21 protein-coding genes and 1 pseudogene are annotated in these 21348 nt (G+C 63.7%); 11 read left to right on the top strand and 11 right to left on the bottom strand.

Annotation, left to right across the window (positions count from 1 at the left end; genetic code table 11):
• Nucleotides 1-144: 144 nt before the first annotated feature.
• Both X744_RS143435 and X744_RS143440 read left to right on the top strand, forming a co-directional pair.
• Nucleotides 145-2265 carry a TRAP transporter permease gene (locus tag X744_RS143435; RefSeq protein ID WP_023762257.1) on the top strand — a complete coding sequence of 707 codons (2121 nt, stop codon included), beginning with the start codon at nucleotides 145-147 and terminating at the stop codon, nucleotides 2263-2265.
• Nucleotides 2262-2663 (top strand): DUF1850 domain-containing protein, encoded by a 402-nt coding sequence (locus X744_RS143440; RefSeq protein ID WP_023762256.1) that lies wholly within the window; start codon nucleotides 2262-2264, stop codon nucleotides 2661-2663. Before X744_RS143435 ends, X744_RS143440 begins: the two co-directional genes overlap by 4 nt.
• 78 nt (nucleotides 2664-2741) lie before the next feature.
• Here the strand turns inward: X744_RS143440 and X744_RS143445 are convergent, their stop codons facing one another.
• The 4 genes from X744_RS143445 to X744_RS143450 all read right to left on the bottom strand — a co-directional run bounded on the left by X744_RS143445 (nucleotide 2742) and on the right by X744_RS143450 (nucleotide 7535).
• Nucleotides 2742-3188, bottom strand: coding sequence for a DCC1-like thiol-disulfide oxidoreductase family protein (locus X744_RS143445; RefSeq protein ID WP_023762255.1), 447 nt, complete (start codon nucleotides 3186-3188; stop codon nucleotides 2742-2744).
• A 179-nt stretch (nucleotides 3189-3367) separates the two neighbouring features.
• Nucleotides 3368-3508 (bottom strand): hypothetical protein, encoded by a 141-nt coding sequence (locus tag X744_RS1000000172700; RefSeq protein WP_023762254.1) that lies wholly within the window; start codon nucleotides 3506-3508, stop codon nucleotides 3368-3370.
• A gap of 50 nt (nucleotides 3509-3558) precedes the next feature.
• Nucleotides 3559-3822, bottom strand: a complete 264-nt coding sequence (locus X744_RS0138275; RefSeq protein ID WP_031261101.1) for a hypothetical protein — start codon at nucleotides 3820-3822, stop codon at nucleotides 3559-3561.
• 3038 nt (nucleotides 3823-6860) lie between these two features.
• Complete coding sequence (locus tag X744_RS143450) at nucleotides 6861-7535, bottom strand: winged helix-turn-helix domain-containing protein (RefSeq protein WP_023762251.1); 675 nt, start codon at nucleotides 7533-7535, stop codon at nucleotides 6861-6863.
• Nucleotides 7536-7885: 350 nt separating this feature from the next.
• On the opposite strand from X744_RS143450, the gene X744_RS143455 reads away from it, so the two are divergent.
• Nucleotides 7886-8218, top strand: a complete 333-nt coding sequence (locus X744_RS143455; RefSeq protein WP_023762249.1) for an NIPSNAP family protein — start codon at nucleotides 7886-7888, stop codon at nucleotides 8216-8218.
• On the top strand, nucleotides 8215-8559 hold the full coding sequence (locus X744_RS143460) for an antibiotic biosynthesis monooxygenase (RefSeq protein ID WP_023762248.1): 345 nt from the start codon (nucleotides 8215-8217) through the stop codon (nucleotides 8557-8559). Before X744_RS143455 ends, X744_RS143460 begins: the two co-directional genes overlap by 4 nt.
• A 41-nt stretch (nucleotides 8560-8600) precedes the next feature.
• Here X744_RS143460 and mbfA read toward each other — a convergent pair whose 3' ends face one another.
• A complete protein-coding gene (gene mbfA / locus X744_RS143465) occupies nucleotides 8601-9584 on the bottom strand; it encodes an iron exporter MbfA (protein WP_023762247.1) in 984 nt (327 codons plus the stop codon).
• A gap of 166 nt (nucleotides 9585-9750) precedes the next feature.
• Between mbfA and X744_RS143470 the strand changes: the two genes are divergently transcribed.
• Nucleotides 9751-10074: a hypothetical protein gene (locus X744_RS143470; RefSeq protein ID WP_031261100.1), complete on the top strand. Its 324-nt coding sequence runs from the start codon at nucleotides 9751-9753 to the stop codon at nucleotides 10072-10074.
• Between the two features lie 241 nt (nucleotides 10075-10315).
• Nucleotides 10316-11296, top strand: coding sequence for a threonine/serine dehydratase (locus X744_RS143475; protein WP_023762245.1), 981 nt, complete (start codon nucleotides 10316-10318; stop codon nucleotides 11294-11296).
• A gap of 272 nt (nucleotides 11297-11568) precedes the next feature.
• On the opposite strand, the gene X744_RS143480 is transcribed toward X744_RS143475, so the two are convergent.
• Genes X744_RS143480 through X744_RS143495 form a run of 4 tightly spaced genes read right to left on the bottom strand, consistent with a single transcriptional unit; the run spans nucleotide 11569 to nucleotide 15272 of the window.
• The gene (locus tag X744_RS143480; protein ID WP_023762244.1) at nucleotides 11569-12705 is read right to left on the bottom strand and encodes an ABC transporter permease; all 1137 of its coding nucleotides are present in this window, start codon (nucleotides 12703-12705) and stop codon (nucleotides 11569-11571) included.
• Complete coding sequence (locus X744_RS143485) at nucleotides 12702-13622, bottom strand: ABC transporter ATP-binding protein (protein WP_023762243.1); 921 nt, start codon at nucleotides 13620-13622, stop codon at nucleotides 12702-12704. Before X744_RS143485 ends, X744_RS143480 begins: the two co-directional genes overlap by 4 nt.
• The gene (locus tag X744_RS143490) at nucleotides 13619-14572 is read right to left on the bottom strand and encodes an HlyD family efflux transporter periplasmic adaptor subunit (RefSeq protein WP_023762242.1); all 954 of its coding nucleotides are present in this window, start codon (nucleotides 14570-14572) and stop codon (nucleotides 13619-13621) included. The genes X744_RS143485 and X744_RS143490 overlap by 4 nt, the downstream gene beginning before the upstream one ends.
• A 13-nt stretch (nucleotides 14573-14585) precedes the next feature.
• Complete coding sequence (locus tag X744_RS143495; protein ID WP_023762241.1) at nucleotides 14586-15272, bottom strand: CerR family C-terminal domain-containing protein; 687 nt, start codon at nucleotides 15270-15272, stop codon at nucleotides 14586-14588.
• Nucleotides 15273-15377: 105 nt separating this feature from the next.
• On the opposite strand from X744_RS143495, the gene X744_RS143500 reads away from it, so the two are divergent.
• Genes X744_RS143500 through X744_RS143510 form a run of 3 tightly spaced genes read left to right on the top strand, consistent with a single transcriptional unit; the run spans nucleotide 15378 to nucleotide 17659 of the window.
• On the top strand, nucleotides 15378-15851 hold the full coding sequence (locus X744_RS143500) for a CYTH domain-containing protein (protein ID WP_023762240.1): 474 nt from the start codon (nucleotides 15378-15380) through the stop codon (nucleotides 15849-15851).
• Entirely contained in the window at nucleotides 15848-16780 is a 933-nt protein-coding gene (locus tag X744_RS143505; protein ID WP_023762239.1) for a CHAD domain-containing protein, read from the top strand. Before X744_RS143500 ends, X744_RS143505 begins: the two co-directional genes overlap by 4 nt.
• Before the next feature lie 51 nt (nucleotides 16781-16831).
• Entirely contained in the window at nucleotides 16832-17659 is an 828-nt protein-coding gene (locus X744_RS143510; protein WP_023762238.1) for a YiiX/YebB-like N1pC/P60 family cysteine hydrolase, read from the top strand.
• A gap of 65 nt (nucleotides 17660-17724) precedes the next feature.
• On the opposite strand, the gene X744_RS143515 is transcribed toward X744_RS143510, so the two are convergent.
• Nucleotides 17725-19101 carry an adenylate/guanylate cyclase domain-containing protein gene (locus X744_RS143515; protein ID WP_023762237.1) on the bottom strand — a complete coding sequence of 459 codons (1377 nt, stop codon included), beginning with the start codon at nucleotides 19099-19101 and terminating at the stop codon, nucleotides 17725-17727.
• Nucleotides 19102-19230: 129 nt separating this feature from the next.
• On the opposite strand from X744_RS143515, the pseudogene X744_RS1000000175510 reads away from it, so the two are divergent.
• Nucleotides 19231-19431 (top strand): annotated as a pseudogene (locus X744_RS1000000175510) (dienelactone hydrolase family protein); the annotation flags it as partial.
• A gap of 23 nt (nucleotides 19432-19454) precedes the next feature.
• Here X744_RS1000000175510 and X744_RS143520 read toward each other — a convergent pair.
• Nucleotides 19455-20255, bottom strand: coding sequence for a helix-turn-helix transcriptional regulator (locus X744_RS143520; RefSeq protein WP_031261099.1), 801 nt, complete (start codon nucleotides 20253-20255; stop codon nucleotides 19455-19457).
• 112 nt (nucleotides 20256-20367) lie between these two features.
• Between X744_RS143520 and X744_RS143525 the strand changes: the two genes are divergently transcribed.
• Complete coding sequence (locus tag X744_RS143525) at nucleotides 20368-21228, top strand: ATP/GTP-binding protein (protein WP_023762235.1); 861 nt, start codon at nucleotides 20368-20370, stop codon at nucleotides 21226-21228.
• The last annotated feature ends 120 nt before the right edge of the window (nucleotides 21229-21348 follow it).

Genomic DNA, 21348 nt, shown 5'->3' with positions numbered 1-21348 from the left:
AAGGCCCCTAAAGAATCAACCTTTCCACTCAACGCAAGACTTACTCTTACTCATATGCGATTCCCCTGCCCTTGAGGGGGAGATGGCCGGCAGGCCAGAGGGGGGCGCCTCGCAATGCAATTCGCTCGCTTTGGAGTGCGTCGGATGAGCGAATCAACGCCTGGAACGACAACCGACGGCAAATCCGCCACCTTCCATCTCCCCGGCGCCGAAGAGCAGGTCGAAGGCCTGCCGCCGGGCTTCGGCGAAGGGCTCGCCGGCAAGGCCGCCTTTCTCATCGCCGTCTCCTTTTCCGTGTTCCAGATCTACGTCGCCGCTTATGGCAGCATTCCGAGCCAGGTGGTGCGAGCCATGCATGTCGGCTTCCTGCTGCTGCTCGGCTTCGGCCTGATCGCCAATCTGCGCGCCAAAAGTATGCCGGCAAAAGCCGTGTTCTGGACGCTCGGCGTGCTCGGCTTCGGCACCGGACTCTACAATTGGGTGTTCTATACAGACCTCATCCGCCGCTCCGGCTTCCTGACCACGCCGGACCTGATCGTCGGCGCGGTGCTGGTGGTGCTGGTCTTCGAGGCCGCCAGGCGGCTGATGGGGCTGCCGCTGGCGGTCATCGCCTTCATCTTCCTCGCCTACTGCTTCGTCGGCAACCATCTGCCGCCGCCGCTCGTCCATCGCGGCTATGATTTCGCCCAACTCGTCGACACCTTCGCCTATGGCACCGAAGGCATATACGGCACGCCGATCTATGTTTCAGCCGCCTACATCTTCATCTTCGTCGTCTTCGCCGCCTTTCTCGAACGCGCCGGCATGATTGCGCTGTTCAACGATTTCGCGCTCGGTCTTGTCGGCACCTGGCGCGGCGGCCCGGCGCAGGTCTGCGTGCTGTCCTCGGCGCTGATGGGTACCATTTCCGGCTCGGGCGTCGCCAATGTGGTGGCCAGCGGCCAGTTCACCATCCCGCTGATGAAGCGCTTCGGATTCCGCGCGGCTTTCGCCGGCGCCGTCGAGGCAACCTCCTCGATGGGCGGCCAGATCATGCCGCCGGTGATGGGCGCGGTCGCCTTCATCATGGCCGAGACGCTGAACGTGCCCTATGCCGAAGTGGTCAAGGCAGCGATCATCCCGGCGCTGCTCTATTTCGGCGCCTGCTTCTGGCAGGTGCATCTGGAAGCCGGCAAGGCCAGCCTGCATGGCATGGCCAAGGCGGACCTGCCCAACCCGTGGGACGCGGTGAAACAACACTGGCCGCTGGTGCTGCCGCTTGCGGCCCTCATCTATCTTTTGTTCGCCGGCTATACGCCGATCTTCGCCGGCACGATGGGCCTAGCGCTGACCATCGTGCTTATCCTCGGTACGCCGCTGGCGGCAGCGATCGGGCCGCTCGCCTTCCGTGTCGTCTTCTGGCTGGCGCTCGGGCTCGCCGCCGCCTTGTTCATGAAGTTCGGCGTCAACCTCCTCGGCCTCGTCATCGCCGCGCTGGTCGTCGCCTGCTTCACCTCCAGGGGCGGCCGCGAGACGCTGCGGATCTGCGTCGACTCGCTCGCCGAAGGTGCCAAGAACGCGCTGCCGGTCGGCATTGCCTGTGCCATCGTTGGCATCGTCGTCGGCACGCTGACGCTGACCGGCATCGCTTCGACCTTCATCGGCTGGATCATCTCAATCGGCGAGAACAATCTGTTCCTGTCGCTGGTGCTGACCATGGTCACCTGCCTGGTGCTCGGCATGGGCATTCCGACCATTCCCAACTACATCATCACCTCGTCGCTGGCCGGGCCGGCGCTGCTGTCGCTCGGCGTGCCGCTGCTGGTCAGCCACATGTTCGTCTTCTATTTCGGCATCATGGCCGACCTGACGCCGCCGGTGGCGCTGGCCGCGTTTGCCGCCGCCCCCATGGCCAAGGAGAGCGGCCTCAAGATCGGCATCCAGGCGACCAAACTCGCCATTGCCGGCTTCGTCGTGCCGTTCATGGCGGTCTATACGCCGGCGCTGATGCTGCAGGACGCCGGGCCGATCGCCGCCCAGTTCGGCTATCCCGTCGAGGTCGCCTACATCGTCGCCAAGGCGTGCATGGGCATCGCGCTGTGGGGCGCTGCCGCGGTCGGCTTCCTTGCCAGGCGCATGGCGTGGTGGGAGCGACTTGTCGCCTTCGCCGCCGGCGTGCTTCTGGTCGCGGCGGTGCCGCTCACCGACGAAGCCGGCTGGGCGCTGTCGCTTGCCTGGATCGGCTGGCATTGCTGGCGGGCGCGGCAAGCATCGATCTCAGCATGAGCCTGTGCATCCTGGCGGCCGGCAAGACGGTGACTCTCTCCGTTGCCGCCTTCACGCTGTCCTGGACGCATTCGGTGGAACGAACGCTCTGGGAGGAAGACTGGACGGTGGTACCTACCGGCCTGCAGGTGATCGAGGCGCGGATCAGGGGCTCGGGCGCCGGTATGGAGCCGCCGGAAGGCGCAGTGCTGCGCGACGGCTGGTGGGTCTATGCGCCTGATGTCGTCCCGCAGCGGCGCGTCGTGCTTGCCGCCTCCGGCGCGACCGGCGACGGCTGGACACTGTGCACGGCTCAGGGCTGCCGAGAATTTGGCAAGGCGACCGGTGGCGCGATCGTGCTGGAACCATGCGGATCGGACGGCACGAGTCAGCCCGATAGCGCACGATCAGGCCGGTGAGCGGATGGGAAATCTCGACATGGAAGTGGAAGCGGCCGTTTTCGACGGCCTCGTGAAATCTCCTGCCGACTTGACCCCCTAGCCAATCATTCGTCCCCGCAGCTCGGGTGCGGGTATCTCGCAACTGTCCTTCCTGCCGAACAGGGTGTAGCGATTCCTGGCGATGCAATCGTAGAGCCAGTTTCGCAGCGGGCGCGGCAGCAACAGCAAAGCCTTTATCGCCCGCCACGGCCAGCCGAGTTCCGACATGACGGCAACGAAGCTGTCGAGCCGCGTGAAGGCGATGCCGTCGATCAGGACCAGATTGGTTTCGTAGGAGTCCGTGCGCAGCCCGTGCTTCCTGAACAGCGCTTCGCCAAACGGCGACTGCGCGGTGGCGAAGCGGAAACGGCTTTGGCGGTCGAGCCTGACCTCCATGCGCACGAAGCCGGAGCACAGCACGCAGACGCCATCGAAGACGATCAGCGGATGGCGTGCATCGAAGGATGTTTCGGAGGGACTGCTTGACTGGGGAAGGTCGGTCACGCGAGCCTCGACTGCTTGTGCCCTATGACACTAAGCCAGCCGGAGGCGGCATCAAAGCCGTGGCGATGTCGCACGCCGCCTGTCGGCGAGAGCGGGACGCTCGGCGCGATAGGTGGTGGCGCGGGTTGAGGCAGCGGGCCTGCAGATCCGGCTGTCGTGGCGGCTCTCGAAAGTCATGATCAGTGCGCGCCCAGCGAGTTGCCGCGACGGGCGCAGGCCGGGCCGGGGCCGCGCATGTAATAGCGCTCGGGCCGATAGGTCGGCGCGACGAATTCGCGGATGACGGCGGCATAGCCGATGAGGTGCGCGAGGAAGTTCATTTACCTGGTCCCTGTCCCGATTTTCGGATGTCCCTTCCGAATTGCGGTCATCATAGCGTCGAGGCGTGAATAGTCGGTGAACGTGATGTTAAGATCTGGTCGAAAAGGCCTTGCTTCGTGGCTGGAATGCGGCTGATTCGGGGTCTTTCCGTGCAGTTGGTCGGCATTCCGGCCAATGTGACTTTTGCATCACATATGTTTCGTTCGAATGCCGCCTGCGCGCGATTCTGTTTCAGCTTTTGCCGCGCCTGGGAAATTTCCGTGCTGGCGCGACCATCCCGGAAGGCGGCCTTCGCGCCGTCGACGTCGCGCATGGCGGAACTGGAGCGGCCTCTGCCCGTTCATCTTCATTCGGGTTCTGGAAGGGAAGATATCATGGCGCCGCGCCTGGCCGGGAAAGGCCATCCGAGGCTGTCGCTGGGCCCACGGCGAAGGCCGCCCCCAAGCCTTCGTTCGACTTGATGAAGAAGAGCCTGTCGAAGGCCGGCGCGCCAAGCGTAAGTCAGTCGCCAAGCGTAAGTCAGTCTTAGGATATCAAGAGATGGCCAGCCTCGAACAGTATCATTCCAAGCGCGATTTCAAGAAGACGGCTGAACCGGCCGGCAAGGTTTCTCGCGACAAGAAGACCAAGGCTGGCGGTATCTTCGTCATCCACAAGCACGCCGCGACAAGGTTGCATTACGACCTTCGCCTCGAACATGCCGGCGTGCTGTGGAGCTGGGCGGTGACGCGCGGCCCGAGCCTCGACCCGCATGAGAAGCGGCTGGCCGTGCATGTCGAGGATCATCCGATCGACTATGCACCGTTCGAAGGCACAATCCCCAAGGGCGAATATGGCGGCGGTTCGGTGATCGTCTGGGACGAGGGTACCTGGACCCCCGAGATCGACCCGGCCAAGGCGATGAAGAAGGGCCATATCAGCTTCGAACTAAAGGGGCATAAGCTGCACGGCCTTTGGCACCTGGTGCGGCTGAAGCCACGTGCGGGAGAAAAACACGACAACTGGCTGCTGATCAAATCGGACGATGCCGCGGCCCGCCCAGGAGATCGGAAGAGCACACGTCTGAACTNCACGACAACTGGCTGCTGATCAAATCGGACGATGCCGCGGCCCGCCCAGGTGAGGACATTCTCAAGGAGGCACCGGAATCGGTGAAGTCGGGCCTGACGATCGAAGAAGTCGGCGAAGGCAAGACCGCCAAAGGCAAGGAGCCAAAGATCTGGCATTCAACCAAGCCGGTCGTCGGCAAGGCGAAGGCCGGGGGCAAGAAACTCGACTTCATCGAGCCGCAGCTGGCCACGCTGGAACGGGATGCGCCGCCGGGCAAGGACTGGCTGCACGAAGTCAAGTTCGATGGTTATCGCATGCAGGCGCAGATCGCCGGCACCGATGCGCGGCTGCTGACCCGCACCGGTCTCGACTGGACCGCAAAGTTCGGCGACGAGATCATCGCTGAACTCGCCGGACTGAAGTGCAGCGACGCCATCATCGACGGCGAGATCGTCGTGCTGGCCGACAGCGGCGTTTCGTCCTTTGCGCTGCTGCAAGCCGATCTCTCAGCCAGGCGGACGGATCGCTTCCTCTACTATGTCTTCGACATGATGCGCCTTGACGGCAAAGACCTGCGCGCCGAACCATTGGTCGAACGCAAGCAGGCCTTGCGGGACCTGCTCGGTAAGCAGCCGGAGAATGCAGCAGTCCGTTTCAGCGACCATTTCGCCGAACCCGGCAACATCATGCTGGAGCATGTCTGCCGCATGGGGCTCGAAGGCGTCGTCTCCAAGCGCGCCGATGCGCCCTATCGCAGTGGACGCGGCCCCACCTGGGTGAAGTCGAAATGCACGGCGCGGCAGGAATTCGTCATCGGAGGGTATTTGCCGTCGGACAAGACCGGACGCGGACTGCGCTCGATCCTCGTCGGCTTCCACGAGGGCGGCAAACTGCATTATGCCGGACGCGTCGGCACCGGCTTCTCCGGCAAGGGCGCCAATGAGCTAAAGGCAAAGCTGGACCGGCTGAAGGCGACTGCCTCACCCTTCTCCGCCGCCGTGCCCAAGGGCAAGGGACTGGTCTGGGTCAAGCCGGAACTCGTCGGCGAAGTGGAGTTTCGCAGCTGGACGTCCGACCGTATAATACGCCATGCCTCGTTCCAGGGACTGCGCGAGGACAAGCCGGCGGAGGAAGTCGTGCAAGAAAAGCCGAAGGCGTCGACAGGCGAGGCAGCGACAGGCAAGGGCGCGGCCAGGGCCAGGTCTGCGGCCGGCAGCGCGGCCAAACCCTCCGGGTCGATGACGACCGCGATCAAACTCTCGCATCCCGACAAGCTGCTGTGGCCCGACGAAAAAATATCCAAGCAAGCGCTGCTCGACCACTACGCGCAGGTTTGGCCGCGCATGCAACAATTCGTCGTCAACCGGCCGCTCAGCCTGGTGCGCGCACCGGACGGCGTCGGCGGGCAACGCTTCTTCCAGAAGCATGCCTCGGCCGGCATGAGCGACAAGATCGCCCGCATGAAGGACCCGACCGACGGCGAGGAGATCCTGTTCATCCGGGATTTCGACGGCGTCGCGGCGCTCGTGCAATACGGCGTGGTCGAGATCCACATCTGGGGCTGCACCATCGACAAGCTTGAACAGCCGGACCAGATCATCTTCGATCTCGATCCCGATGAAGGCGTCGACGTGAAGGCGGTGCGTGAGGCGGCGCTCGATATCAGGGGCAAGCTCGACGAGCTGTCGCTGCCGAATTTCGTCAAGACCTCCGGCGGCAAGGGCTTTCATGTGCTGGTCCCGCTGAAACCCTCGGCCNCCTCGGCCGATTGGGAGGCGGTTAAGCCCTTCGCCCATGATTTTGCCCGTGCGCTCGAACAGGCTGCCCCCGACCGTTACACGGCGACGCTGTCGAAAAAGGCGCGCACGGGAAAGATCTTCGTCGACTATCTGCGGAATGGCAGGGGATCGACGACAGTCGCGCCCTATTCGTCGCGCGCCAAGAAGAACGCCACCGTGTCGATGCCGGTGACCTGGGCCGAGATCGAGGCCGGACTGGCGCCGAATGCCTTCCCGATCGGAGACAAGACGACGCTGAAGCAGCTGACGCAGGCCGATCCGTGGGCGGATTTTTTCGAGCGGGGGAAGGTGTTGAAACGGGAGTGATCCAGCGCACGTAGCGCTCTGTCATGGCCCCCCTCTGGCCTGCCGGCCATCTCCCCCTCAAGGGGGGAGATTATGCGCTCCGGCGCTTTCGCCAACTATCAACGCTGTAAGGCGAGCGAGACGATGAAACTGCCAATCTCCCCCCTTGAGGGGGAGATGCCCGGCAGGGCAGAGGGGGGCGCTGTCCCACCGACTCTCACCTCAAAAACACCCTCTCGAAAGCCTGCTTGCCCGGCGGCGAGAAAATGACCGCGCGGCTGTTCTTCTCGCGGCGTGCCCATTTCTCCAAAAGTATCTTGTCGAGAATGGCGGCACCGAGCGTGCCGGCGAGGTGCGAGCGCCGCACGCTCCAGTCGAGGCAGGCGCGGCACACCGGCCTGCGCGGCTTGGTGTAGACATCGATGCCGATGGCGGCGAAATGCGAGGCGGTCGCCGGCCCAAGCCTGATCTCCTTGTCGTCGCGCAGAAGAATTTTTTTGGCGACAAGACGGTCGAGCATCGCCACCGCCCGCTCGCCGGCGAGGTGATCGTAGCAGACGCGTGCCACGCGCATGGCGCCGTCGCGGGGACCCGGCCGCACACGCTTCGGCCCAACCGCCTCCGCGACACCGGTGATTGCTTCGATCATGCCCGCGACCTGCGGTCCGGCGAGGCCGTAATAGCGATGCCTGCCCTGGCTCGCCACCGTGAGCAGCCCGCCTTCCATCAGTTTGCCCAGATGCGAGCTGGCGGTCGGCAGCGAGACGCCGGCCTCGAGCGCCAGTTCGCTTGCCGTCAAAGCCGTGCCGCCCATCAGTGCGTTGAGCATGTTCGCCCGCGCCGGGTCGCCGACCAGGCTGGCGACGCGGGCGATGTCGGGTCCTTCACGCATAGTTCGTTCCTCATCGAAGCATTCTTGTCAGATAACCACTATCCTCCGACCAGATCAAGGCGACGACGATGCCCGCGCGAACCGCTCTTCCCCTCTGCACTCTCCCCCGCCGTCAATCGTTCCTGGTTGCGCCCGCGGCTGCTGACCCGCTGATCGCCATCTGCAGCGTCTCGACCTTGCCGAGATCGACGATCATTTGCCTCACGACCTTGGCCTGACACCACAGGACGCGCCGCGAATGCGCGAAATCCTTCTGGCTGGCATGACCGCCTACCACTGCCTAGCAGATCAAGCGGGACGACGTTTCGACGCCGCTCGAACTATCGACGCAGAAACCCAAGGAGACCACGATGACCATCACCTGCTTCATCCGCTACGAGATCGACCCGTTCGGCAAGCCGGCCTTCGAGGAGTACGCGCGCAACTGGGGCCAGGCCATTCCGCGCTGCGGCGCCGATTTGATCGGCTACTTCGCGCCGTATGAGGGCTCGGCGACGACCGCCTACGCCGCCTACAACATCGACAGCCTGGCAGCCTACGAAGCCTATCGCGCCCGACTTGCCGCCGATCCCGCCGGCAAGGCAAACTACGAGTTCGCCAAGCGCGAAAGATTCATTGTGAAGGAGGATCGCATGTTCCTGAAACTGGCGTCAGGCCCGCACGCGAAACTGGTGCTGCCGTGATTGCCGTCATCTTCGAGGTCGAGCCGGCGGCGGGCAGGCGCGATGCGTATCTGAGCATCGCCGCCGACTTGCGGCCGCTGCTCGACGGCATCGACGGCTTTCTTTCCATCGAGCGCTTCCAGAGTCTGGTCGACCCGAACCGTATCCTGTCGCTGTCCTTTTGGCGCGACGAGGAGGCGGTGAAGGCCTGGCGCAACACCGACGAACACCGGCAGGCGCAGAAGGCCGGCCGCGGCGGCATCTTTGCCGGCTACCGTCTGCGTATCGCTCATGTGGTGCGCGACTATGGGCTGACGGATCGGGACGAGGCGCCGGCAGACAGTCGGGCGGTGAATGGGTGAGGGTTCTATCTTCGCCCCTGAGGGAGAAGGGAGAACCGCGCTCAAGCATTCCCGATCAGCACGCCCGCCGCAAATACCAGGGCGCCGCCCAGCACCACCTGAAAGGCGGCACGCAGGAAAGGGGTCTGCATGTAGCGGTTCTGGACGAAGGCAATCGCCCACAGTTCGAAGAACACCACGACCGCCGCGACACCTGTCGCCGTCCAGAAATGCGGGATGAGATAGGGCAATGCGTGGCCAAGGCCACCCGCCGATGTCATGACGCCGGTGGTGATGCCGCGTTTTATCGGCGAACCACGGCCTGATAGCTTGCCATCGTCGGAAGCCACTTCGGTAAAGCCCATCGAGATGCCGGCGCCGATCGAAGCAGCAAGCCCGACCAGAAAGGTCTGCCAGGTGTCATGCGTGGCGAAAGCGGCGGCGAAGATCGGCGCCAGCGTCGACACCGACCCGTCCATCAGCCCCGCAAGCCCCGGCTGCACATAGGTGAGGATGAACTGGCGCTGCTCGGCGGCGGCCTCTTCGTCCTTCACTTCGCCCGGCACGTGCTTTTGCTCCAGACGCTGCGCCAGCGTTTCGTGCCCCTGCTCGGCAATCGCCAGATCGCCGAGCAGCTTTCGGGTCGAGGCGTCGGTGGTCCGCTTGGCCGCCTCGACATAGAACAGATAGGCCTGCCGCTCCATCGCTTCGGCCTGGCTGCGCACATGCTCGATGCCAAGGGGTCTCACCAGCCAGTCAGGCTTGCGCTCGTAATAGCCTTTCACATGCTCGCGCCGGATCAGCGGAATGCGCTCGCCGAACCGCTCGCGGAAAAGCTCGATCAGCGCGTCGCGATGGCCATCCTCTTCCTCGGCCATCTCCTCGAACACTTTGGCCGATTGCGGGAAGGTTTCAGCCAGACCGTCGGCGTAGGCGCGGTAGATGCGTCCGTCATCCTCCTCGGACGAAATGGCCAGCGCCAGGATTTCCTGTTCGGTGAGCGATTCGAAGGGACGGCGGCCGAAGCCGAAGACGCGGGAAAGCATGAGGAATTCACCCTAGTTTAGAACAATTCTAAACTAGGGTTTGACGCGCCGTCGGTCAATTGCAGGCGGTCAAGAATTGTTGAAATCCGCGCGCGGGGCAAGGCCTTCATTATCACTGAATGTTCACCTATATAGTCGGGCCAAGCCAAGAATGAGGAAACCGCAGATGACGGCAAAACAGCGTCCGCACCCCTATGATCCCAAGCCCGTTCTCGATCTCATCGCCAGCATCGAAGCCGATCTGCAGCGCCTGAGAGGCCTGGTCGAGCAGCAGGTCGAGAAATTCGATCCCGCCAACCCGCACAACAAGGCGCCGGACGGCAAACTGACCGAGGAAGGCGTCGAGTGCTGCTACCGCATGTTCGACGAAGGCAAGTCGCGTTATTCAGTCGCCCAGCAGATGAAGATTTCATTCGCCGCTGCCACGCACCGGTTCAACAACTGGCGCAAGCTGGGCGGGAGCAAGCGACAGCGGACGCTGTTGGGGTGAGAGCCCGCTTCGCCGCAGGCGAATTGAAAGGTCCGGTGGACCTTTCAAAGGGCTCGAACCGGGGAGCTGCCGTAGGCAGCGGGCCCCCGGCTGAGCGCTCGACCGCCAGATGTCGGCGGGACAGCGCCGTGACGTTGGCGGTCGCCCCGCCAAACTTTGTAACGGTCACATTTTTTCATTGGTGCGCCACATCTGTTTGCGCGCATCATGCGAGGACATCGTCTCTTCCACTGGACCTCGCATGACCACCATGACCCCTCCCGGCATCGCCGACATCCATGCCGCCGCCGCGCTTCTCTCCGGTCTGATCGTCGAAACTCCCTTGATCGAATCGCAGGAGCTGAACAAGCGCTTCGGCGCGCGCATCCTGTTCAAGCCGGAGACGCTGCAGCGCACCGGCTCGTTCAAGTTCCGCGGCGCCTACAACAAGCTGTCGTCGCTCAGCGAAGAGGAACGCAGCCGGGGTGTCGTCGCCTTCTCGTCGGGTAACCATGCGCAGGGCGTCGCGGCGGCGGCGGCGATGTTCGGCGTCAAGGCGGTCATCGCCATGCCGGCCGACGCGCCGGCGATGAAGATCGCCAATGTACGCAAGATGGGGGCGGAGGTGGTACCATTCGACCGCTTTCGCGACGACCGCATGACCGTGATCCGCCCTTATCTCGAAGAGGGCATGGCGCTGGTGCCGCCCTTCGACGACCCGGCCATCATTGCCGGCCAGGGCACGATCGGCCTTGAATTGATGCGCCAGGCAAAAGCGCTTGGCGTCAGCCTCGACGCGGTTGTCGTACCCTGCGGCGGTGGCGGCCTGTCGAGCGGCATTTCCGTTGCCGTCAAGGACGCCTCGCCCGGCACCGCGGTGTGGGCGGTGGAGCCCGAGCATTTCGATGACACCCGCCGCTCGCTGGCCGCCGGCACCAGGGTTTCGAACGAGCCCGGCCACGCCTCGATCTGCGACGCCATCCTGACCGCCGAGCCCGGCCTGATCACCTTCGAGATCAACCGCAGGAATCTCGCCGGCGGCATCGCTGTCTCCGACAAGGCGACGGCACAGGCGATGCGCGACGCCATGGCCTATCTCAAGCTGGTGGTCGAGCCCGGCGGCTGCGTAGCGCTGGCGGCACTGTCATCAGGCGAGATCGACCTGTCGGGCAAATGCGTTGCCGTGGTGCTGTCGGGCGGCAATGTCGATTTCGGAACGTATGCCGGGATCATGGCGGCATAGCTGGCTGCCGAAGGATTGCACCGGCGCAGAATGGTGGCTGCAGCGATCCTTCACACCCCCCTCTGCCCTGCCGGGCATCTCCCCCGCAAGGGGGGAGATCGCAGCTTCGAGGTGCCGCTCATCTCTGCAATGCCGGAGGTTGGCGAAAGCGGTTGGAGTGCGTAATCTCCCTCCTTGCGGGGGAGATGGCCGGCAGGCCAGAGGGGGGTGCTGTCCCGCCGGCTTCCAAAACCTTCTGCACCGCAAAGGCGCCCTGACGCTCAGGGCGGCGTCTAATCCAGCGTTCGCCTGAACCGCACCAGTGCTACGCCGGCAAACAATGCCACGAACATCACCAGCCAGCCGATCTCCGTTGCGACCGCCGGCAGTTCGGCTTCCTTCAGCATCACCGCGCGGATGATGCGCAGGAAATGCGTCAGCGGCAGTATCTCGCCGAATACCTGCGCCCAGCCCGGCATGCCGCGATAGGGAAACATGAAGCCGGACAGCATGATCGACGGCAGGAAGAAGAAGAAGGTGAGCTGCAGCGCCTGCATCTGCGTGCGGGCGATGGTCGAGATCGTATAGCCGAGCAGCACCAGCGCCAGCACGAAGATCAGCACGGCGCTGAGCAGCAGCGATATCGATCCGGTGAACGGAATGGCGAACAGAAGCTTCGCCGCCGCCAGCACAACCACCACCTGAACGGCGCCGACCGCCAGATAGGGCAGTACCTTGCCCAGCATGATCTCGAGCGGGCTCGACGGCATCGCCAGAAGGTTCTCCATGGTGCCACGCTCGGTCTCGCGCGTCAGCGCGATCGAGGTCATCATCACCATCGTCATCTGCAGGATAACGCCAAGCAGGCCGGGCACGATGTTGTATTGCGAGATGCCTTCGGGATTGTAGCGCCGGTGCACCACCACTTGGAGCTGGCCAAGCGCCGCCTCGGCGGCCGCCTCCTGCATGCCGCGCGCCCGAAGCAGCGCCTGGCTGGCGACGGTGCCGAGCGTCGAGATGGCGCCACTGGCTACGGCCGGATCGGTGGCATCGGCCTCTATCAGGATCTGCGGGCTGTCGCCGCGCTCGACCCGCCGGGCGAAGTCGGCGGGTATGGTGACGACGAAGGCGACATCGCCGCGCGACATCAGGAATTCCGCATCGGCAGCACTTTGCGAGACGTGGTCGAAACGGTAGTAGCCGGTGGTCTGCAGCGCCGAGACCATGGCCCGCGTGTAGGGGTCGCTGCTCGTCGCCACGAGTGCTGCCGGCAGGCTTTTCGGATCATTGTTGATGGCGTAGCCGAACAGCACCAGTTGCATCAGCGGCACGCCGAGCATCATGGCAAAGGTGATGCGGTCGCGCCGCATCTGGATGAATTCCTTGATCAGCAGGGCGCCAAGCCGGGCCACGGAAAAGACGTTGTTCATGCCATGTTGTCCTTCGAGCCGGACATGAACTGGATGAAGACATCCTCGAGGCTGGTTTCGCCGGGCGAAACTTTCACGTCCTTGTGCTCTCTTTCGACATCGGCAAGTGCCGCCTCAAGCTTCTTCTTGTCGGAGCCGACGACATGCAGTGTCGCGCCGAACGGCGCCACCTGGTCGACACCCGGGCGGCCTTGTAGCGCTTCGGCCACCTGGTCGAGCCGCGGACCCTGCAGGACGAATGTGGTCAGTCCGGCATTCCTGACCACGTCGGCGACGGTGCCGGTGGCCAGCATCTTGCCGTAGGAGATGTAGCTGATGCGGTGGCAGCGCTCGGCCTCGTCCATATAGTGAGTGGAGACCAGCACGGTCAGCCCGCCGGCGGCGAGCCGGTGGATCTCGTCCCAGAACTCGCGCCGGGCTTTCGGATCGACGCCAGCCGTCGGCTCGTCGAGCAGCAGCAATTTCGGCTGGTGCATGATGCAGGCGGCGAGCGCCAGACGCTGCTTCCAGCCGCCGGACAACGTGCCTGCCAGTTGGTTGCGGCGCGTCGCCAGGCCGAGGTCTTCAAGCGTCCTGGCGACATGTTCCTCGACTGGCTTCAGCCTGTAGAGCCGCGCCACGAATTCGAGATTCTCGCCGATCGTCAGGTCCTCGTAGAACGAGAATTTCTGCGTCATGTAGCCGACTTCGCGCTTGATGCGCAGGCTGTCGGTGCGGATGTTGAAGCCCAGCACCGTGCCTTCGCCTTCGTCAGGCGTCAGCAGGCCGCACATGATGCGGATAGTGGTGGTCTTGCCCGAACCGTTGGGTCCGAGAAAGCCCACGATCTCGCCTTCGGCGACCGTCATCGTGACATGGTCGACGACGGCCTTGCCGCCAAAACGTTTGACCAGCCCACGGACGTCGATTGCGTTCATTTTGCGCCATCCGCCAGGTCGACATCGACGATCTGGCCCGGCTGCAGCGGGCCGGCATCGCCCTCCGGCCGCGCCTCGACGAGGTAGACCAGCTTCTGCCGGTTCTCCAAGGAGTAGATCACCGGCGGGGTGAATTCCGGATCGGGCGAGACATAGCTGACGCGTGCCTTTACATCCGGGCCGCAGCCGTCGCAACGGACGCTGAGCAAGGTACCGACCTTGATCGAGGCGAAGGCGCTCTCCGGGATATAGACGCTGAGCTTCACCGCGCCGTCGGGCAGGATGGAAATGACTGGAGCGGTCGGACCGGCCGTGTCGCCCGGATTGCGGATGACATCGTTGACACGGCCTGGCGAAGGGGCTGCCAGCACCCGCTTCGACAGCCGCCACTCAGCCTGCTCCAAGGTCGCCTGAGCCTGCTTGACCTGATTGTCGGCGGCCTTGATCGTCTCCGGCCGCGCCGGCAGGCCGCCGACAGCGAGATTGGCACTGGCCTGGCCGACCTGTGCATTGGCCGTCTCCAGCGTCGCCGACGCGGTGTCGAAATCGGCCTGCGTGCCGGCGCCGCGCTTGAACAGATCAGCGGCGCGGTCGTATTTGCGCTTGGCATCAGCGGCCTGGGCGCTGGCCATGTCGAGCTGAGCCTTGAGCACCGCGATCTCTTCCGGCCGCTTGCCGATCTGCAGGTCGGCCAGTTGCGCCTGCGCCTGGGCAAGCCCGGCCTTGGCCTGCGCCACCGCGATCTTCATATCGGCACTTTCCAGCGTCACCACGGTCGTGCCGGGCACCACTCGGTCGCCGCGTTTCACAGTGACCGTCTCGACCTGCGCCACCTCGATCGGCGCCAGCAGCACATAGTCGCCCTCGACATAGCCGACGGCCAGCGGAGGAGCCGGGGCACAGGCACCGAAAAGCTGCGCGGCGAGCGGCAGCGCACACAGGAAGCTCATGGTCTTTGCCCCTTCATCCTTGCCTCTTCCGGGCAGCCAGTATGGCTTTGAGATTGCCCGATGTGACCGCCACCACCTTGGCGGCCTCGGCGGCGCCGATGTCGTTCCAGCCCATGCGGCGCATCACCGCCTCGCGGCCGATGCGGAAATAGATGACCTGTCCGATCAGCGTGAACACGATGAGCCTTGTGGCCTCGCTTTCGGCCGGCTCGCCGGTCGCCTGTTCCCAGAGCTGGCACATCCGGCGATGCGTCGGCTCGAAGACGCCATCATAGATGCGGTCAAGGGCTGCCGTCGGATGCGAAAGCTCGCGCAGAACGAACTGCACGATCTCGCCGGCCTGCGGACTGGCCACGACAAAGCCGACCATCCGTTCCAGCGCCGCGAATAGTTGGGCCTGCGCCGCCCCCGCTCCGCCCGGCATGGGAGCCTGCGCATTGCCGAGTGCCTGGCCGGCGACCGTCTGGATGGTCTCGACAATGAAGTCGGCGGCAGCAGTACGAAGGCCCTCCTTGCTGCCGAAATGGTAGGCGATCGAACCGATATTGGCTTGCGCCTCGGCCGCGATCTCGCGCGTCGAAGTGCCGTCAAAACCCCGCCGCCCGAACAGTTTAAGCGCCGCCTTGACGAGGGCCGCTCGTGTCGTCTCGGCAGGAGATGCTTCGCGGCGCAGGATTTTGGCATCGGGTTGCTTGATCATGGCGACGCACTTTAATCAATCGATTGATTAAAGTCAAACTGCGAACGCCAGTTGTGGACGTCATTGTCTTGCCATGGGCGGCGGCAACCGATTTAGTGCGCGGCCATGAGCAAGGAAGTCGAACGAAAATTCCTGGTCTCCAGCACCGCATGGCTAGAACTGGCCGAGGCGGATATCCGCATCCTGCAGTTCTATCTCGCTGCCGGCCCCGGGCGTACGGTGCGCGTGCGCATCAGCGATGGCACTTCCGCCAAGCTGACGCTCAAATTCGGCAGCGAGGCGCGCGAGCGCGACGAGTTCGAATATTCGATCCCGCTGTCGGAGGCGATGGAGATGCTGGATTTCGCCATCGGACGTGTCATCGAGAAGACACGTCACCATGTTAGGCATCGCGGCCATCTCTACGAAGTCGATGTCTTTGGCGGTCCGCTTGCGGGACTTGTGATCGCCGAACTCGAGACACCGGAGGACGTGCCGGACGAAATGCTGCCTGACTGGCTCGGCCGTGAAGTCACCGGTGAGCAGAAATTCTACAACGCGTCGCTCGCCCTCGGGGAGATACCGGAGATCGCCGCATGAGCTTTCGCATCGATCCGCGCTTGCCGCTGACCGGCGAGGTCAGGCGTATCCTTGCCGAGGAAATCGGCAGGGCGCTGCATCACCTTGACGCCGCGCGGAGTCGGCCGGAACAGGCACTGCACAAATGTCGCAAGCGCCTGAAGAGCGCGCGTGCCTTGTTGCGTCTCATCCGTTCCGGTGACGAAACATTCTGCGGGACCGAAAACCAATGCTATCGCAACGTCGCCGGCCTGCTTGCCGGTCCACGCGAGGCGACGGCGCTGATCGAGACCATCGACCGGCTGGCGGCAAGCTTTCCCAAGGAGAGCGCCGACGATGGGCTGGGTGCGGTGCGCGACAGGCTGATCGCGCGTCAGCATGAATTGCACGAAGGCAGCGGGCTCGAAGCGGCGATTGGAGCGGCGACCGCCGCTTGCGAGGACGGCCTCAAGCGGATCGAAAGCCTTGCCTTGCCCGATCAGCCGGAACAGGCCGCGGACGTGCTTGCCGAAGGCGCCCGCATCACGTTGCGCCGTGCCAGGAAGGCGCTGGACAAGGCCGGATCGCGCGGCGAAGCCAATGACTTCCACGATCTGCGCAAGGCGGCCAAGACCCACGGCATGCATCTGTCGCTGCTCGGCAGGCTGTGGCCGGCCCCGATCAAGGCCCGGCGCAAGGCGGTCTACGAACTGGGCGAGCGGCTGGGCGACCTGCATGACGTGCTGGTGATGCGCGCCCTGCTCGAAGCCGATGAGCGTCCGCTCGGACCGCCCGAAGACACGAAGCTTCTGGGCAAGCTTTTGAAGCGGTCGGAGAAGCAGCTGAAGAAGAGCTGTCTGGCCGAGGCGGCCGGCCTGTTCGGCGACAGCCCCAAACGTTCGACGCGCAAACTGGCGCGCAAGGCGCGCGACGATCTGGCTCCGCCGCCGGAAGATGCGACCGCCAGTTGACCGACATGCGGCTGGCGCCCGGCTGTCTGCCTATGCTAATCGCCATAGGACATGACCGAGCCCGTCGACACGCTTCTGGATCGACTTGGCCGCTGGCTTGCCGGCCGGCTGCAGGAAGAATCTTCCGGCTACGAACCCTATACGCCGTCCGATGCCGACACGCTGCGCCGCACGCTTGAGCCCGGCGACATCCTGCTGATCGAGGGCAACCAGAAGATCTCGGCGGCGATCAAGTACCTGACCCAGTCGACCTGGTCGCATGCGGCCCTCTATGTCGGCGACGCGCTGGCTGAACCGGAAGACGGAACGGAGCGGCGGCGGCTGATCGAGGTCACGCTCGGCGAAGGCTGCGTCGCCGTGCCGTTGTCGCGCTACCGCACCTACAACACCCGCATCTGCCGGGCGAGCGGACTGGCGCCGGAGGATCGCGACAGGGTCGTCGCCTTCATGGTCAGCAAGCTCGGCCTGAAATACGACCTCAAGAACATTTTCGACATGCTGCGGTTCTTCCTGCCTACGCCGCCGGTGCCGGTGCGCTGGCGCCGCCGCATGCTGGCCTTCGGCTCCGGCGACCCGACGCGGGCGATCTGCTCGACGCTGATCGCCGAGGCCTATGGCCAGATCCGCTATCCGATCCTGCCCGAGATCACCCGTGCGCCCGGCCGCGCTTCGGCGCAGTCGAATTATTCGCGCAAGGAAATCCTGCACATCCGCCACCACTCGCTCTACACACCGCGCGATTTCGACCTGTCGCCCTATTTCCGCATCGTCAAGCCGACGCTGGAATATGGTTTCGACTACCGGCAGATGGTCTGGGACGACAAGGCAAGCACAGACGCCGCAGCCGCAAAGGCTGGCGAAATCGCCTCAGACACGTGATGGCCCCTATGGCGCGGCCTACCGCTATCCAGCCGAGGTGCAGGCGTTTCACATGGCGGCCTATATCACGCCGAAACCACAATAGCACCCTGGTTTTCGGCTCCGTGTTCGACCCAGACATGGACCGGTTCGTCCCGGCCGCGGATGCTCACCGGTCCATGATCGCGCGCATTCAACTGTGTCGTGGGCGATTCCGCCTTCGCGGCCTCAATCAGTCGTGACCCAAAGCAAATATTCGCCTGAAGCTCACGGCAGAGCGACTGCAAACGGCTGGCGACGTTGACGGTGTCGCCCACCACCGCGAAGGACAGATTGCGCTCGCTGCCGACCGCGCCGATGACCACTGCGCCATATTGTGCACCGATCCGAACGTCCAGCGGCGGGTATCCCCTGGACACCCGCTGTACATTCCAGTCTTCGAGAGCGGCGACCATCGCTTCAGCACACTGGATGGCCCGAGTCGCGTCGTCATGGCTGGCTTGCGGAACCCCGAATGTCGCCATGATGCAATCGCCGATATAGTTATCGACGGTGCCATGGTGGTCGAAAACGACCTGTTCCATGCGACGGTGGAACTGACGCAGAAGTTCGAACACTGCTTCGGCCGGATGATCCTCGGAATAGTGTGTGAAGCCGACGATGTCGGCGAACAGCACCGCGATATCCTGCCGGCGGACCGGGCCGAAGGGCTCGTCATCGGTGGCGAGCTGGTCGACGACGTTGGGCGAAAAATGCCGGGCGAGATTGGCGCGGGCGCGCTCTGCCTTGACATAGTCTTCCGACAGATGTCGGGAACGATAGACGACCAGCGCCATGATCGCGCCGATAATCAGCACAACCAACACGTTGGTCGCCTGCGCAAATGTATCGACGAAATTGGGGTTGAGATAGAGGTTCAGTCGCTCCGTCATCGGCAGCGAATAGAGGTTCGTCGCCGGAATGACGGTTCCCGGATGAGAAATCACCCATCCCACCCCGATCGCCCATGTCAAGGCCGCGAGCGCGCCGAGATAGAGCGCCAATCGTGTCGAAAGGGTCAGCGCGCCAAGGCATACGAAAATCAGCAGGAATTTGAAGCTGCCCTCGCGCAGTTGCATCGCGGCCGGCGCGACCTCCAGGGAAAACGGGTTAGGCGTTACCAGCAGAACGGTCAACAGAATGATGTCCAGCGTACCGACGAGGTAACCGATCCACCATCGCGCCGTGCGACGGCGCGCAAAGAGAAACTGGATCAGGCCGACGAGCTGGAACAGCACGAGGCCCGCCAGCACGAAGAGCAGCGAAGCATCCCAGCGGCTGATCAATGAAAAGAAGCAGGAGATCACAGCGAGCGATGCCGTACGGGCCCAGAACTGCAATGCAGCACCCTGGCGTTCTGCGCGCGCCCGCAAATTTTTCAGGCGCGAATAGCGGCGAAGTTCAAGTGTTGGCGCGGTGGGCATAGGATCACTTCGATTTCCCGGGGAGGTGTCCCGCATTCGGCAAACCCGCCCTCTACAGTCTGGCAAATCAGTGCGCGAACTCTATCATGAATGTGATTTCATTTTTGAACAGCGGCTGCAAAGAGCAAAAATGTCCGGACAAAAGATCATCCAGAAGCAGGACAGGCGGAGGCTTCCCTATCCAGGTCACCAAAAAGCGCAGCGCCCGGCGTCATTCTCTTCATGGATGCGTTCGGCCCACGGCCGGCGCTGGGCGGCATGGCGGAACGCCTGGCTGCAGAGGGCTATACCGCGTTGGTGCCGGATCTGTTCTATCCCAACGCGCCCTATCCTGCCCGGGATGATTGGCCGTGTCAGGCCGGTAACGGGCGGCGTCCCTTTGCGGGAGCGGCGGGCCGATCGAACGCGCCGGCGTCGCGCGGATGCGGTCCGATTGGCATGATCGCGGGAAATGGCGTTGCACCAAAGGCAAACGTCCATTTGTAGCCGACCAGCCCGTCCTCCGGCGTCGTATGCTGATCGTGATGGGCCAGCAATCTGGCGCGATCGGCCAGATCCTCGGCCTCGCGCCGCACCATCTCCGCCGTCTCCGGACGCATTCGCCTGCTAAAGCTGACGAAGCTCGCTTCGTTATCGATATGGGTGATGGCCCAGCCGATGAAGTTCTTGTTGGTCATTTCGAACAGCGGCCGCAGCGGCCCTTCGAAATTCCACTGGATCGGCGTCTCGACCAGCAATCTCGCCGAAAGACCCCGGCCGAGCGCGATCAGGCCGAGTTCCTCCAGGTCGCGCAGGTAGAGAAACATCGAGGCTTCGCTCAGACCTTGCGAGCGCATGATGCCCTCGGGCGTGAACTTTTCGGACAGCATGACGAAGATGAACAGCAGTGCCGGCCGGCCGGCGAGCCTACGCTCGATCTCCGGCGCGATGTGGTTGACGGGCCCTGGCCCCCTGTTCATCGAGCCGAGCACGTTCTCGAGCTCGACGCCTGCAGCAGCGCAGATCTCCATCAGCCGGTCGAGCTTGCAGTTGCGCTCGTGGAAGATGCGCTTCACCGTCGGCTCGGAAACACCCATGCGTTCGGCGAGTTCGCGATAGGTGACACCCTTCGCCTTCAGTGTCCGCTTCAACGCGTCGAAGATCAGGCCGTTCATGGAATGCACCTCTTGCCTGCAGTTTCGTATCGACTTTCGATACTAGCGGTAATCTACCTTTCCGGAAAGTATCGAAAATCATAGGCTTCCGTTGTCATCACAGGAGACAGCCATGAACAGCCTCATCCCCACAGCGTTTCTCGCAATCGTCGGTATCGCGGCGGCGCCCGCCGCCGAGGCCGGCGAACTCTGGCGCGCCACCGGTCTCGAACAGCCGGAATCGGCCCTGTTCGATGCCGCCAACAACCGCATCATCGTCTCCAACATCGTTGGCAATCCGGGTGAGGCCGACGGCAACGGTTATCTCAGCGTGCTGTCCTTGGACGGCAAGACCGTCACCCAAGACTGGACCGACGGCATGGACGCACCCAAGGGCATGACAATATCGGGCGGCAAGCTCTATGTCGCCGACATCACCAAGGTCCGCGTCATCGATCTCGCGAGCGGCAAACTCGTCGCCAGCGTCGCGGTGCCGAACGCCGTCTTCCTGAACGACATGACATCGGACCGATCAGGCATAGTCTATGTCACCGACATGCTGGCCGACACAATCTACCGCATCGACGGCGACCGGCCGGAACTGTTCGTCAAGGACGCGGCGCTGGCTTCGCCCAACGGCGTCTTCGCCGACGGTAGCAGGCTGATCGTCGCCTCCTGGGGCAAGGGCATCAAGCCCGATTTCAGCACGGCGGAGCCGGGCGGACTGCTGTCGGTCGACATCGCCAGCAAGGTGATCTCGCCCTTGCCGGGCGCTCAAGAATTCGCCGACCTCGATGGCGTCGTCGCTATTCGTGACACCATCTACGCCACCGCCTACATGACCGGCACGCTCTACCGCTATCGTCCCGGCGGCACACCGGAAGCGGTGGCGCATTTCAAGCCCGGCAGCGCCGACATCGGCACCGACGGCGAGTCGATCCTCTATGTGCCGTTGATGAACGAGGGCGAGGTGGCGGCGCTAAAGCTCGACTGAGAGCCAGATCGGCGCCTCAGGCCGATCTCCGAGACCTTCGCCAACAGCCGTGAGATGGACCGTCATGTCGCCTTTTGGTTCGTTCAACGCCCCATCCTAGCCGCAACGACGTTGCTGGTC

The organism is Mesorhizobium sp. LNHC252B00, from assembly GCF_000502955.1.
GTDB lineage: Bacteria > Pseudomonadota > Alphaproteobacteria > Rhizobiales > Rhizobiaceae > Mesorhizobium.
Note: the sequence above shows the minus strand (reverse complement) of the source record. Positions and strands in the feature narration are given on the sequence as shown.

Coding starts and splice junctions, on each gene's coding strand:
- X744_RS143435 (WP_023762257.1), top strand. CDS start 145: ATGAGCGAATCAACGCCTGGAACGACAACCGACGGCAAATCCGCCACC.
- X744_RS143440 (WP_023762256.1), top strand. CDS start 2,262: ATGAGCCTGTGCATCCTGGCGGCCGGCAAGACGGTGACTCTCTCCGTT.
- X744_RS1000000172700 (WP_023762254.1), bottom strand. CDS start 3,508: ATGAACTTCCTCGCGCACCTCATCGGCTATGCCGCCGTCATCCGCGAA.
- X744_RS0138275 (WP_031261101.1), bottom strand. CDS start 3,822: ATGCGCGACGTCGACGGCGCGAAGGCCGCCTTCCGGGATGGTCGCGCC.
- X744_RS143450 (WP_023762251.1), bottom strand. CDS start 7,535: ATGCGTGAAGGACCCGACATCGCCCGCGTCGCCAGCCTGGTCGGCGAC.
- X744_RS143455 (WP_023762249.1), top strand. CDS start 7,886: ATGACCATCACCTGCTTCATCCGCTACGAGATCGACCCGTTCGGCAAG.
- mbfA (WP_023762247.1), bottom strand. CDS start 9,584: ATGCTTTCCCGCGTCTTCGGCTTCGGCCGCCGTCCCTTCGAATCGCTC.
- X744_RS143470 (WP_031261100.1), top strand. CDS start 9,751: ATGACGGCAAAACAGCGTCCGCACCCCTATGATCCCAAGCCCGTTCTC.
- X744_RS143475 (WP_023762245.1), top strand. CDS start 10,316: ATGACCACCATGACCCCTCCCGGCATCGCCGACATCCATGCCGCCGCC.
- X744_RS143480 (WP_023762244.1), bottom strand. CDS start 12,705: ATGAACAACGTCTTTTCCGTGGCCCGGCTTGGCGCCCTGCTGATCAAG.
- X744_RS143485 (WP_023762243.1), bottom strand. CDS start 13,622: ATGAACGCAATCGACGTCCGTGGGCTGGTCAAACGTTTTGGCGGCAAG.
- X744_RS143490 (WP_023762242.1), bottom strand. CDS start 14,572: ATGAGCTTCCTGTGTGCGCTGCCGCTCGCCGCGCAGCTTTTCGGTGCC.
- X744_RS143495 (WP_023762241.1), bottom strand. CDS start 15,272: ATGATCAAGCAACCCGATGCCAAAATCCTGCGCCGCGAAGCATCTCCT.
- X744_RS143500 (WP_023762240.1), top strand. CDS start 15,378: ATGAGCAAGGAAGTCGAACGAAAATTCCTGGTCTCCAGCACCGCATGG.
- X744_RS143505 (WP_023762239.1), top strand. CDS start 15,848: ATGAGCTTTCGCATCGATCCGCGCTTGCCGCTGACCGGCGAGGTCAGG.
- X744_RS143510 (WP_023762238.1), top strand. CDS start 16,832: ATGACCGAGCCCGTCGACACGCTTCTGGATCGACTTGGCCGCTGGCTT.
- X744_RS143515 (WP_023762237.1), bottom strand. CDS start 19,101: ATGCCCACCGCGCCAACACTTGAACTTCGCCGCTATTCGCGCCTGAAA.
- X744_RS143520 (WP_031261099.1), bottom strand. CDS start 20,255: ATGAACGGCCTGATCTTCGACGCGTTGAAGCGGACACTGAAGGCGAAG.
- X744_RS143525 (WP_023762235.1), top strand. CDS start 20,368: ATGAACAGCCTCATCCCCACAGCGTTTCTCGCAATCGTCGGTATCGCG.